The following is an 11,882-nucleotide window of genomic DNA, read 5'->3' as shown; positions in this document are numbered from 1 at the left end:
CTGGAACTTGTAAACGGTTCTTATATCCTCTTCTCTATTCTACCTTATGGTTGAATCAAGCCTATACCAGGGATCTTAATCCCTTTCGACACTATTTCAACATTATTCCGGTCTGAAATTCTTCAGATACTCTGCCGCCGAGCGATTCATCTCCAGTGCGAACTCCGACATGTATTTGCGGTTGCAATTGGCCTTAATGCTTTCATAGATATTCTCCTTGCTCAGCCCGGACTTTTCATTGCGTGTGCGGTGCATTTCTTCGTGTTCTTCCAGGCTGAGCCTACGGTATTTATTTTCAAAAACTAAAAATTGCTCATCAAAGCGGGCCGGCTTTTTCCTATTCTTCTGAGATTCTGTAGGATAACCATAGACCAGCATAGCCGCAGGAAGTACATAATCCGGAAGTTCCAATAATTCGCGAACGATCTCATAGTTTTCAATAATATCACCAATATAACAAGACCCCACCCCCAGGGACTCGGCGGCCACCGCAGTATTTTGGGCAGCAATAAGGGCATCGGCACAGGCCAGGAGAATATCTCCCTCCCCCGGTTGTCGCGGGTTACACTCCGCATAACAATAGGCATCATACCATCTCTGATAATCGGCAAGGAAGACGAGCACCAAAGGAGCCTTGGCAATAAAGGGCTGGTTATCACAGGTTAAGGCCAATTTTTCCTTGAGAGTTTGGTCCGTGATATCCAGGATGGAATAGAGCATCATTCCTCCCGCCGTGGGGGCTTCGAAGGCGGCATGAAGGATCTTCTCCTTTATCTCGCAATCGATGGCTCTGTCTTCGAAAATTCTTACTGATTTTCTGTTTTTGAGTTGGGTGAGGATTTCGTTCATGTGTATCTCTCCTATCAATCCTTACACTTCTCCACTATTGTATCAGATTTTCATATTCCTTTTAACTTAAGATTTTTTTCCAAATGAAAAAGCCATTGTTCGCAGTTCCATAGTACTCACGGCATGTTGAGTGTCTTTCTGATTAAATATTTTAGAACCGTATATTCCGTTCGGCATGCTTTAACAAGTCCTCTTTAACCGGGGGGAGGAAATAATAATGGCATCTGCTCTCATCCCGCAGATGCCATTAGTTTAGCCATTAACTATCGTTCCCCCATTAACATGCAGTATTTGCCCCGACATGTAGGCAGAATCTTCGCAAGCAAGGAACAAATAGGCCGGAGCTACTTCTACCGGCTGCCCGGCTCGTTGCATGGGAGTGGTGCTGCCAAAGGTGGCGACCTCGTTGGCAGCGAAAGAAGCAGGAATCAGGGGGGTCCAGATGGGTCCAGGTGCTACTCCATTGACGCGGATTCCCTGTTTGATCAGTGATTCTGAAAGAGAACGTGTGAAAGCCACTACCGCTCCTTTGGATGCGGAATAATCGATAAGTTTGGCATCACCTTTATAAGCAGTAATCGAAGCAGTATTGATAATCACGGAACCTTGCTTTAGATGGGGAAGTGCCGCCTTGGTCAGATACAGCATAGCAAAAATATTGGTGCGGAAGGTCTGCTCAATTTGCTGGGCAGTGATATCCAGAAGTGAATTCTGTGGATGCTGTTCCGCTGCATTATTCACAAGTATATCCAGGCTCCCAAAGGTATCCAGGGTCTTTTGCACCGCTTGGTTACTAAAATTCTCATCTCCGTTATTCCCGGCTATCAACAAACAGCGTCTTCCTAGCTGCTCAATCCTCTCTTTGGTCGTTTGCGCATCACCGTGTTCATCAAGATAGACGATGGCAATATCGGCACCTTCTTTGGCATAGAGAATGGATACCCCTCTCCCGATTCCGCTGTCTCCACCGCTAATCAATGCGACTTTTCCCTGTAGCTTGCCACTGGGGCGATAGTTGGGGTTTTCAAAGATCGGACTGGGATTCATTAAGGTTTCAAGACCAGGTTGCTTATTTTGGTGCTGTGCAGGAAAAGCGGGTTGAGGAATTTTTGTTTCACTCATGGTTATCACTCCTTCGATTTTTCAGGATCAACAAAAGCTATCTATAATGTTGCCCTGTAAGGGTGATATCAATTCTCCAAGAACATTAAAGTTCAATTCCTAAGCAGAATTACAGAAGGAGCATACAACTCCCACTGCGCTAGAACCTAAATAAAATAAGACTTACGCAGGAGACCGTATCTTTTCCATTATAATAGGGCATACCACAGCTTTTCTCCAAAGCCATCACATCAATCCCATAAGCCTCGACTGAAGGAATTGCTTCTTCGGGGAATCGGCACTCTTCACCGTCAAGAAAAGAACACCGGCCACAGTAAGTACATGGTCCTACATTTAAAGGGAGGAGATTCAGGAAATTTTTCATGCTTCTCAGTTCAGCTAAGACCTTCCTAAAAACTTGGGTATGTTCGACAACCGCTTGCTGCACCCCTCTCCAGTCAAAGGAGTTTTTAAGCTGATACACGGTTTGGAACAATAACCCTCGATCATATGGCAATACTTTGTCCCTGAGTTCGTCGATAGAAGGCATATTGGGTGGACACATCCAGTTTTTGTCGTAACTGCCGCAGGTATTTTGCTCACATTGCTTTCTGAAATCATGATTAAACTTAATACTATCCACGGCTATAAGAGCTGCATGAGCTGCACCGAGAGATTTGGCCAGGGAGCACAATAGATCTATTTGAACCAGTGTTGAATCAGGACATTGCTCCGCGATGCAAGTTTCTAAACACTGCTCGGCGTATTCATCAAGCTCTTCCTTACGGATACCAAAGATTATGGCGGTTGCGTTGATGGTGAAGGTTTGGTCCAGCCCCTCATTCCAACCGGAAGAGGATTTTGCCGTAACGGCTTTTCCCGTAGAAGAAAACCAAAAATGCTCCTTCCCTTCGATGAACCCTTTGATATGCCCTACAAAGCCCTGCTTATTCTTCACCCATTGGAGTATTTCACCGACCCAGCGGAGAAGGGCCTCTTGGACGGGGAGGAGACTGCTTTCCTGACTCAGGACTAATTCATATTTTTCCGAGAAAATTCCGGGCTCCTGATCAGGAGCGCAGACTTTTTTTGAAGCATTTTCCTGTGAAGTGTTTTCGTTCCGGTGTTCAGGTCTATGACAGTTTTCGCATTTACATTCATGACCGTGCTGGAGATTATGGCTTTCCCCATCCTCCCATTTATGACTATGTTGGTGATGCTCGTGCTTTGACTCACTCATTTCCCAATACCGCCTCACTCCAGATTTCCGAATTAATTCCTCTAAAGGCCGACACACAATAAATTTGCGCTGAAGGATTAAGGTGATGCAGGTTTTTCTCTATTTCAGACAAGGTCTCGGGTTGCATACAGTCGATCTTATTGAGAAAAATCAGATCCGCTTTAGCGATCTGGCCTTCAACCAAGCCGGGGACGATCTCCGTCAGTTCTTCCCAACGTTCGGCATCGGCGACGATGATGTTCTTCAGGCTTTCAACCCCCTTTCCGTAGGTGTGGATTGTTTCAGCGATTCGATGGGGATAAGCCATTCCCGTGGCTTCCACGATCACCCACTGGGGATCATAAGCTTCATAAAGTTCATTTAAAGTCACGGTCAGTTCCGAGGTCAATGTACAACAAATACAGCCGGAGAAAAGCTCCCGAACCATCAGCCCTTCTGCTTTGAGGATTTTATCATCAATTCCTGTCTCGCCCACTTCATTCTCGATAATAACCAGCGAAGGGGTTTCCGGGTTGCTTGCCTGGGCAGTTGGGTTATTCTCCACCAGGAACTTGGCCGCAGAGAGAATCGAGGAAGTCTTACCCGCACCCAAAAAGCCGCCAAAGAGTAGAACTTTCATGTTATACCTCCTCTGGAAATGCCAGATTTTTAATAAAGCTCTTTTGAAACTGAGGATGATTCGCTAATTCGATGAACTCTGCTTTCTCGGCAATGGCTTGGCAGCGTTGGATGTGGTTGTTTGACAGCAAAGCCTTGGCAGCCCCTTCTCCGGCAGCGTTGCCAACGGAGCGAACTCTTTTTCGTTCATGTACAGGAATCAAGCCAATGGCTAAGGCGCTGTCCAAATCTACAAAGCTGCCAAAAGCACCGGCGATAAAAACTTGCTCAATCTCCTCCGGATTGACTCCAAATGATTGCATTAAGATTTGAGACCCCGTGCAAATCGAGGATTTAACCAACTGAAGTTCCCGGACATCCCCTTGGGTAATGACAATATCTGAACCGTTTGCGCTTTCTTCTGCAAAAGCCAGTACAAATTCTCTTTGCCCATCCCTCTCTCTTATTCTGGACCGGAGCTTAGGAGGGAGTTGCGACATTTGACTGCTCTCCACAAATCGACCTGAGAAGGTGATGATCCTCCTGCGAACCATTTCTGCGAGAGCTTTAATGATTCCCGAACCACATATTCCTGCGGGCTTCTGATCGTTAATCGTTCGGATATGGACATCCTCTAGTATGACGATATCATCAATGGCCCCATCCGTTGCCCTCATGCCGCAGGATAGCTGTGCACCTTCAAAAGCGGGGCCGGCAGCTGTAGAGGTAACAATCATGCGCTCACGATTGCCGAGAACAATCTCTCCGTTCGTCCCTAAATCTATCAATAAGGTGAGCTTAGGTGTCAGATCCTGATCCACGGCCATGACAGCTGCGGTGGTATCGGCACCCACAAAACTAGCAATATTGGGTATAAGAACCACCCGTCCCCCCGAATGAATATCCAGGGAAAGTTCCTGTGGTGGTAAGGGAGGTATGGATTTAAAGACTTGCACATAGGGCGGTATGGTTAAGCTGATCGGTGAGATACCCATCAAAAGATGTTCCATGGTTGAATTTCCCACGATGGTCATCAGATAAATATCCTGCGTTCTTATCCCTATGACGGAACAAAGCTTGCAGATAAGGTTATTTAGACAATGACGAATTAAGTCAGAAAGCTGCTTTAATCCTTCTGACTTCTCAGCTGCTTTGATGCGAGAAATGACATCTGCACCATAGGCTGTTTGAGGGTTGGTCTCGGCTGCTGAAGCGACCACTTCTCCTCTATTCATATCCATAAGCATTCCAGCCACTGTGGTACTTCCTATATCAAAAGCTACTCCATAAAAAACCGAGGAAGTATCCCCTGCTTCCACAGCGGTCACATTATTGTCCAAATGAATTAAGGTATATATCTCTGTCTTGGTCCGTGCCAGTAAAGGGATATCCTGTAATGCTGTGCTGTGTAAATTGAACATCTCTTTATATTTCACATCATTAACCTTATTAACCATTTCCTGTAGCGAGTAGTTTTGAGTTAAAGTCGGATAGGTCGGTCGCACCGCCGACTTTCTGAGCACTGGAACCCTATCTTTGGAGGAAATATGGATTCTCCCTATTTCTCCTTTCGCCGTCACTCCTCTTTTTGTGATTTTATCCAATACGACTTGACCTAATGGATAAATCCGACAAGCTAAGTATGAACCATCTTTTTCGGGTTCAGCAAAGCTTCCGTTACAACCCATAACCTCCCCGCTCAAAACCCGAACCTTGCATTTGCCACAGGTTCCTTTTCCGCCGCAAACAGACTCCATAGGTACACCTGCATCCGTTAAGGTATCCATAAGGGTCCATGCACTGTTTTTAGCTATGATGAGATTTTGACCATCAATTATGATCTGATTTTTCATTTCTTCAATCATTTAATAAACCTCGCTCAACCGCCCTGGTTGTCTATCGACTACTGGGATATACTGGTAATTTGTAAAAGCGGTTCGGTAGTGTCGTGGCATAAATGGGTTAAGGTAACGATTTCCCCAGGAGGAATAATCACAAACTCATCATCCCAAGGACCCGTGAGCAATTTCTTCAGATAGTTTGTAGAGCCGGGTATAACCTGATGAGCTAATTTTAAGGTGTCAGCTATCTTTTTCGTAAGTTCGAGAAAGTCGGATACCGCGTAGGCCCCTGTATCAATAACAGCCAACCGGTGATAATGATTAAGAATTTGTCTGAACAGGCGCTCCGCCTTTTCCTTGCCATAGCGCTTCACCGCATACTGATACTCCTGCCATATGTTGCTTTCGAATTCCAGCCAACCTTTGGTGAGATAATAGGTCCCTATTTCTTCCGATATCTTCTTCCTTGCGTGCTGAGAGCCTAAGAGAAGGCTGATACAATCATCGACACAGGGAAAGACCAATTGAGCACCAGAGGATGTCAGCCCCAGTAAAGAGTTGCCACAATACCCGAATGCCAGGAGGATACGCTCTACATTGGTGATTCTATCCAATTCCTGTTGGAGGCGCTTATTTAGGGTATCTGTGTAAAGATGCAACCCTGATTCTATCCATAAAACAGGGAATTGGCATTCCGCCTCTTGGATTGCTCTGTTAAGTTCATCCTTAAGGGGTATGGCAAGCTATGATTACAGTCTTCTTCATATAATTCACCTTCAGGATATTTCTTGATGTGTTTTGAGATTGAAGAGAGAGGAACAGAGCTTTACTCCTTCTGAGCAATCTTTAACCCAATAATCTGCTTTGGTATATTGTCTAACCTGTTCATTAACTAAGCCGCCAATAACCACCTTTACCCCTGGCCTTAGTCCCATTTTCTCAAGAGCTTGGACGGTCAGACGCATAGAATCATAGGATTGGGTAATCAGCCCCGATAAGCAGACGATGGAGGTCTTATGCTTAATGCACCCTTCGGCAAATCTCTCCGGCGCCACATCCACACCTAAATCAATGACATTGTACCCATTAAAGCGAAGTAAATTAATCATTAAATTCTTACCAATATCATGGATATCTTTTTTTACGGTTCCGAACAAAATCGTCGCAGATGGTTCGATTGCTGCTAGGGAATTAGCCTGGTTTGACACAAGACTGATTACATCTTTAAATATCTCTGCAGACATCATAAGATCAGCCAGGAAGTATTTTCCTTGGTCGTATAAATGACCAACTTGTGTCATTCCTTGGCGAGTTTCTTCAATGATTTCTATGGAGCCTTTGCCAATTGCTATTTCCGACTCCACCAAGGATAACACCTTATCCACATCAAGGCGGGTCACTGCGGCGACAAGCATACTTTCAACCATATGCGTTCCTTCCCCTCTAGCGTGAAGCACTAAAGCAAAGCACTTCTTAGCTAAAAAAACTCCGTGTTGAAGCGATGAGATGATATTTTTCACCATGGCATATCATAATGGATAATCCTAAGGGGGTATTTTTTCTTCCATAAACCAGTTGTTCAATTTTTAGAGCAGGAATTCCTGAAGATGTTTCCAATAATTCGGAATCTTCCTGGTTTAAAGAGACGGCGGAAATGGTGACTTGATTACCTTCGGTAATGATTCCTGTATGCTTGGCTACAGCCTCGGGAAAATCCGCATACTTAATTTCCTGCTCCACGAGGGGCTGACCCCGTTGATAGGTTAGATAGCGGTTCTCTACCGCCACCGGTTCCTTATCCATAAGAAGCAACCGTCGGAACCGAATGAGTTTACTTCCAGGTTTAATCTGAAGGCGTAGAGCAACACCATCCTCTGCGGATATAACATTAATGGCGAGCAATTTAGCATCGTAGCTTCTCGAACTCTCTAATCCAGGATCGGAAAGTTTAAGTATAAGCTCACTGAGATTCGGGTGAGCAACAAAGTTCCCCTTGCCACGGAAGGATTTAATCAGCCCTTCCTGAGCTAAGAGCCTTAGTCCATTGCGCACTGTCATTTTACTAATTCTGTATTGCTCGCCCAGCTGGGTCTCTGAAGGTAAAGCATCACCTGGCTTAAGTTCGCCGGCCAGGATTTTTTCTTTTAGATCTTCAGCAAGTTGAAAATAAACCGGTACAAAGGATTCTCGAGTCTTCATAACAGCCTTCTCCCTTTAGTAATGATAGACAAAGGCAGCAGCCTGCCTTTGTCTATTGTATCATCAATTATTTAGAGGTTACAGAAGCAACCATAGCTTGAACATTCTCTAATTTTGCATCAATGGGAATATCACAGCCAGAGTGAAGAACGAAGCCCGTAGGACCAAGCTCTTCAATTAACTTCCGACAATAGTTATGAACATCATCCGGTGTTCCCAGGGAAAGAAGGGATGCCGGCACATCACCCATAATACACATGGTATCCCCTAAAATTTCTTTGGCTTTAAAGATATCCGTCATGCCATCAAGCTCTAGGATGATCTTTCCTTTCGGAAAGTCTTTGAAACGTGCTAAATCACGTGTCCAGTTGGAATCAAAATGGAGAATCGGAGTAATTCCAGCGTCAAGTACTTGGTAAATGAGTTTTTCATAATATGGAAAAACAAATCGATCCCACTGTTTTTGTGAAAGCATGTCACTTGCAGCCCGCCAGCCACCTAACCATATATATTCAGAACCCAGACTTTTACAATTAGTTATACTTTGAGGTGCCATGTAAGGTAAGGCCGCATCCATAGCTGCTTGAACTTTATCAGGTATTTTAAACAGATCCCGTACAAACTTAGTGAAGGAACGCCCACCACAAAACATCTCGAAAGGAATTGTCGTTATGGTAGCGGCACCGCCCGTCAATTGAGGTACACCAGCTTCTTTCCACATTTCCATTACTTTGGGGGCGTTTTGCGCATCGGCCATAATCTGTGGGAGCATGTCGGAGCTAATGCGTTCCTGAATATAGGACAAATGCCAATTAGGCCATCCCTCAACAACAATCCTGTCATAGTCATCCTGCTTCATTAGTTCCATCTCTTCAACTTGCCATAATTCGTTCTCGGCAAGGTCTTCACCAGGTACCTTCAACCTGCTTAGCCATATAAGACCTAGTCCTTGTTTAAACCAGCTTCCATAGTCAATACCATCTGCTCCACCGACTTTTTCTACCGTCTTGATCATTGCTTCAGCTGAAATTAAACTGTTGCTGGAATAATTAGCTACCGTCATGTTTTGTACCCTGGCTGCAAACGCTGCAAATTCCAGCACCACAGGAGTCCGATCCGTTTTCTCAAGAGCTACAGCTTTTGCTAGCCTTTCTCTCCGCTCATTATATAACTGACTATTTGACATTAGTTTCACTCCTAACTTTTACTTCTTGGTCGAGTAACCTAGGCGTGATCGTATAACCCATCTCGATAGGCATTATTATAGGCCCGACAATGCCTATCGAGTCCAAGCAATGCCATTGAACCTTTCAGAGACCCCAACATTCCTTTGTCCGTAGGATTAAGGATATAACTATCCATACCCGCACTCATGGTTTGGACCATAAAGAGACGATTTAAGACTTTGCGGGCAGGTAATCCATAAGAAATATTACTTAAGCCGCAGATCGTATGAATACCCGGATAGTTCTCCATAATGGTGCGAATAACATTTAAAAGTATTTTGCCGTTTTTTTGATCCGTGCTTATGGGAGTCACCAAGGGGTCTATATAAATATCTTCCAGCGGCACTCCAGCCTGAACAAGCTTATTAATAATACTATCAGCAATTCTTAACCGATCTTCCAGCCCTTTCGGCATTCCTGAATCTTCAATACATAGAGCAATGATTTTGGTCTTGTATTCCAAAACCAGGGGTACTACAGCTCGCCAGCGGGCAGATTCATTGGAAATTGAATTGATCATGGGTTGTCCATGCCGGGCTCTTTGCAGACCTTCTGTTAAAGCAGTGGGATTAGGGCTATCTATACTCAGGGGTAAAGTCGATACCTCTTGGAGAGTATCCACAAGCCATCTCATGGTTGCAATTTCCTGTTCCACTAAATTACCGCAATTCACATCAAGGTAGCTTGCCCCTGCTTCCTCTTGGGCCTTAGCCACCTGTTGAATGGTTTTGGCATCCCTGTTTAAGGCAGCAGTCCTAATTTCTGTACGACTGGTATTGATCAATTCTCCGACAATGAGCATCCGAGCGCCTCCTATTCTGATCACTATGCTCTATAGACTGGCTGGTTTCTAAACTGAAAATTCTTGAGCGACTTCCACAGCTTCCTGAGCACTCCTGCAGACCGCATCCGCTTTTACATAATCACATACTGATTGGTCAACAGGACCGCCTCCAATGAGAATTCTCAGATCGTTCCTAAGGCCGGCGTTTTCAATCTCTTCGATGGCAGCCTTTATATTATCAAAAGCAGTTGTAAGTAAACAGGAGAACCCTATGACCTTTGGCTTATATTCTTTGATCCCTTCGATAAATTTTTCAGTAGGTACATCAACGCCAAGATCAATCACATTAAAACCATTGCATTTTAAAACCGTGCTGACAATGTTTTTCCCAATGTCGTGGATATCGCCATAGATTGTGCCCAATACAAAGTTTCCTAAATGAGATTGCTCTGTTCCGGATAAATCGCCCAGTGCACTAATAGCTTCATTGAAAATTTCAGCTGACATAATCAATTCAGAGAGAAAATACTCTTTAGCTTCATACTTTTGACCAACCGCCTGCATTCCTTCCTGCAGCTCCTGAATGATATCCAGCCCAGGAACACCTTGTTCCTTTAAAGCTTGTACTCCCGCTAAGACTGCGTCCTCATCCAGTGCTCCCAGTTTTTTCGCTAATTCACCGCTCAAAACAAAGACCTCCTTTTAGTATAGTTGTATATACTAGTATACTTCTATTCCAAAGGTAAACCAAATCTTCACAATTGTAAAGACAATTAATGCCCCTAAAAACGACAAAATTCTTCATGAAAAAAATACTGCCAAATTTTACACAATTCTGTTACAATATAGGCAAGAACATAAAAAGGGAGGGGAATTATCATGTATGCAACTGTAGAATCTGACTGCATTGGTTGCGGCTCCTGTGAAGCGGTGTGCCCAGAAATTTTTAGGATGAATGATGACGGACTGGCTGAAGCTTATGTTAATCCTGTTCCATCGGAACTGGAAGAGAAGGCCAAGGAAGCTGCCGATATGTGCCCTGTAGATGTAATCATTTTGGAGTAAAAACAAGCTTTTAATGATTGCTTAACTGCCAAATCATCCTGAAGAAGGATACTACATGACAAAGGCTTAGAAATGATCAACCATTTCTAAGCCTTTGTATTTTAATTCACTCTATAATTTTGTTTGTCGATTATGATCCGGATGTTTAAAGTATTCCTAATCCAATGGGAATACCGGAGGTATAGAAAAGATACCTCCCCATGACTTCTCCGATGATCAAGACCCCCACCGCTGTATATAAGAAGCTCTTTTGGTTAACAAATTTCCCTGTGCGTGAAATTAGGAAAAGGAAAATTCCGCCTAACATAAGCAGCCAACGCAAGAAAACAACAGCGCTATAACCACCGGCAAGCAATGCAGCACTTTCTTGGCCGGCACCTGCTGTTGCTCCTAAGCCGGCAACATAATTGGGAAGAAAAACGATTTGCACTAAAACGATTCCAAGAACGAAGAACTCAAGTCTGGGCAGTTTCCCTCTTTCTTTTTGTCCTGCGGAAATATAGAATACTATCGCACCTAGAACTAGAGTGGTGGCATAGAAATCAACCAATGTGTTCACACTTTGCCATGCCGGAATGATCGTCTCCATATAAAGTTTGGCCATGGCCAATACTGCGGCTAAACCTGATAAGCAGGCTAAATAGCCAGCTATTTGTTTAAGGGAATTGGCTTTGTTTGTCCGTTCCAGCCACCAAAAGACAGCTATTAGAACAAAGAAGCCGCCGCTAAAGACTATCTCTCTACTCAACCAGGAGGCCATGAAGTTGGACATGGTGGTAAGTGCTAAGAAAGGTTTCCCTAAATGAAGTAGCGAAGCGATGATGCCCACTGCACTCAGGATTAATGCACATAAGGTATTGGTTTTGAAGGCGGAGGCTTCTTTGTCCTTGATGCGTAGGATAGTTGCCCAAAGGATTGCACCGATAGCCGCCTGCATAGTTAAAGTAAAAATTATCAATGGCATTTCTTTCATGATGAAG

Annotated in this window: 13 protein-coding genes; 1 reads left to right on the top strand and 12 read right to left on the bottom strand. The window is 44.3% G+C overall.

Translation table 11 applies throughout. From position 1 onward, the window contains the following. Nucleotides 1–102 precede the first annotated feature (102 nt). The 11 genes from DESPCE1_RS0110225 to DESPCE1_RS0110170 form a co-directional block, all read right to left on the bottom strand. On the bottom strand, nt 103–849 hold the full coding sequence (locus DESPCE1_RS0110225; protein ID WP_014793929.1) for a nitroreductase family protein: 747 nt from the start codon (nt 847–849) through the stop codon (nt 103–105). A gap of 252 nt (nt 850–1,101) precedes the next feature. After that, nucleotides 1,102–1,971 carry an SDR family oxidoreductase gene (locus tag DESPCE1_RS0110220; protein ID WP_019850417.1) on the bottom strand — a complete coding sequence of 290 codons (870 nt, stop codon included), beginning with the start codon at nt 1,969–1,971 and terminating at the stop codon, nt 1,102–1,104. 139 nt (nt 1,972–2,110) lie between these two features. Further along, complete coding sequence (locus DESPCE1_RS24180) at nt 2,111–3,190, bottom strand: DUF2284 domain-containing protein (RefSeq protein ID WP_014793927.1); 1,080 nt, start codon at nt 3,188–3,190, stop codon at nt 2,111–2,113. Further along, nucleotides 3,183–3,809 (bottom strand): GTP-binding protein, encoded by a 627-nt coding sequence (locus tag DESPCE1_RS0110205; protein ID WP_014793926.1) that lies wholly within the window; start codon nt 3,807–3,809, stop codon nt 3,183–3,185. The genes DESPCE1_RS24180 and DESPCE1_RS0110205 overlap by 8 nt, the downstream gene beginning before the upstream one ends. Nucleotide 3,810: 1 nt before the next feature. Then, nucleotides 3,811–5,652 (bottom strand): ASKHA domain-containing protein, encoded by a 1,842-nt coding sequence (locus DESPCE1_RS0110200; protein WP_019850416.1) that lies wholly within the window; start codon nt 5,650–5,652, stop codon nt 3,811–3,813. Nucleotides 5,653–5,690: 38 nt separating this feature from the next. Continuing rightward, nucleotides 5,691–6,287, bottom strand: a complete 597-nt coding sequence (locus DESPCE1_RS21855) for a DUF1638 domain-containing protein (protein ID WP_019850415.1) — start codon at nt 6,285–6,287, stop codon at nt 5,691–5,693. A 117-nt stretch (nt 6,288–6,404) separates the two neighbouring features. Continuing rightward, entirely contained in the window at nt 6,405–7,055 is a 651-nt protein-coding gene (locus tag DESPCE1_RS0110190) for a B12-binding domain-containing protein (protein ID WP_019850414.1), read from the bottom strand. A gap of 46 nt (nt 7,056–7,101) precedes the next feature. After that, entirely contained in the window at nt 7,102–7,827 is a 726-nt protein-coding gene (locus DESPCE1_RS0110185; protein WP_019850413.1) for a GntR family transcriptional regulator, read from the bottom strand. Nucleotides 7,828–7,894: 67 nt separating this feature from the next. After that, a complete protein-coding gene (locus DESPCE1_RS0110180) occupies nt 7,895–9,013 on the bottom strand; it encodes a uroporphyrinogen decarboxylase family protein (protein ID WP_014793921.1) in 1,119 nt (372 codons plus the stop codon). 38 nt (nt 9,014–9,051) lie between these two features. Beyond that, complete coding sequence (locus tag DESPCE1_RS0110175; protein WP_014793920.1) at nt 9,052–9,855, bottom strand: methyltetrahydrofolate cobalamin methyltransferase; 804 nt, start codon at nt 9,853–9,855, stop codon at nt 9,052–9,054. A gap of 48 nt (nt 9,856–9,903) precedes the next feature. Beyond that, nucleotides 9,904–10,524, bottom strand: a complete 621-nt coding sequence (locus DESPCE1_RS0110170) for a B12-binding domain-containing protein (RefSeq protein ID WP_014793919.1) — start codon at nt 10,522–10,524, stop codon at nt 9,904–9,906. Between the two features lie 192 nt (nt 10,525–10,716). Here DESPCE1_RS0110170 and DESPCE1_RS0110165 point away from each other — a divergent pair, with 192 nt between their 5' ends. Then, nucleotides 10,717–10,902: a ferredoxin gene (locus DESPCE1_RS0110165; protein ID WP_014793918.1), complete on the top strand. Its 186-nt coding sequence runs from the start codon at nt 10,717–10,719 to the stop codon at nt 10,900–10,902. A 145-nt stretch (nt 10,903–11,047) separates the two neighbouring features. Here DESPCE1_RS0110165 and DESPCE1_RS0110160 read toward each other — a convergent pair whose 3' ends face one another. Continuing rightward, nucleotides 11,048–11,875, bottom strand: coding sequence for a DmsC/YnfH family molybdoenzyme membrane anchor subunit (locus tag DESPCE1_RS0110160; protein ID WP_019850412.1), 828 nt, complete (start codon nt 11,873–11,875; stop codon nt 11,048–11,050). Between the last annotated feature and the right edge of the window lie 7 nt (nt 11,876–11,882).

It is taken from the genome of Desulfitobacterium sp. PCE1, assembly GCF_000384015.1.
Lineage (GTDB): Bacteria > Bacillota > Desulfitobacteriia > Desulfitobacteriales > Desulfitobacteriaceae > Desulfitobacterium > Desulfitobacterium dehalogenans.
Note: the sequence above shows the minus strand (reverse complement) of the source record. Positions and strands in the feature narration are given on the sequence as shown.

Bases quoted from the DNA above. Each gene is read 5' to 3' on its own strand.
- DESPCE1_RS0110220 (WP_019850417.1), bottom strand. From the start codon at position 1,971: ATGAGTGAAACAAAAATTCCTCAACCCGCTTTTCCTGCACAGCACCAA.
- DESPCE1_RS0110160 (WP_019850412.1), bottom strand. From the start codon at position 11,875: ATGAAAGAAATGCCATTGATAATTTTTACTTTAACTATGCAGGCGGCT.
- DESPCE1_RS0110175 (WP_014793920.1), bottom strand. From the start codon at position 9,855: ATGCTCATTGTCGGAGAATTGATCAATACCAGTCGTACAGAAATTAGG.
- DESPCE1_RS0110165 (WP_014793918.1), top strand. From the start codon at position 10,717: ATGTATGCAACTGTAGAATCTGACTGCATTGGTTGCGGCTCCTGTGAA.
- DESPCE1_RS24180 (WP_014793927.1), bottom strand. From the start codon at position 3,190: ATGAGTGAGTCAAAGCACGAGCATCACCAACATAGTCATAAATGGGAG.
- DESPCE1_RS0110200 (WP_019850416.1), bottom strand. From the start codon at position 5,652: ATGATTGAAGAAATGAAAAATCAGATCATAATTGATGGTCAAAATCTC.
- DESPCE1_RS0110185 (WP_019850413.1), bottom strand. From the start codon at position 7,827: ATGAAGACTCGAGAATCCTTTGTACCGGTTTATTTTCAACTTGCTGAA.
- DESPCE1_RS0110180 (WP_014793921.1), bottom strand. From the start codon at position 9,013: ATGTCAAATAGTCAGTTATATAATGAGCGGAGAGAAAGGCTAGCAAAA.
- DESPCE1_RS0110205 (WP_014793926.1), bottom strand. From the start codon at position 3,809: ATGAAAGTTCTACTCTTTGGCGGCTTTTTGGGTGCGGGTAAGACTTCC.
- DESPCE1_RS0110225 (WP_014793929.1), bottom strand. From the start codon at position 849: ATGAACGAAATCCTCACCCAACTCAAAAACAGAAAATCAGTAAGAATT.
- DESPCE1_RS0110190 (WP_019850414.1), bottom strand. From the start codon at position 7,055: ATGGTTGAAAGTATGCTTGTCGCCGCAGTGACCCGCCTTGATGTGGAT.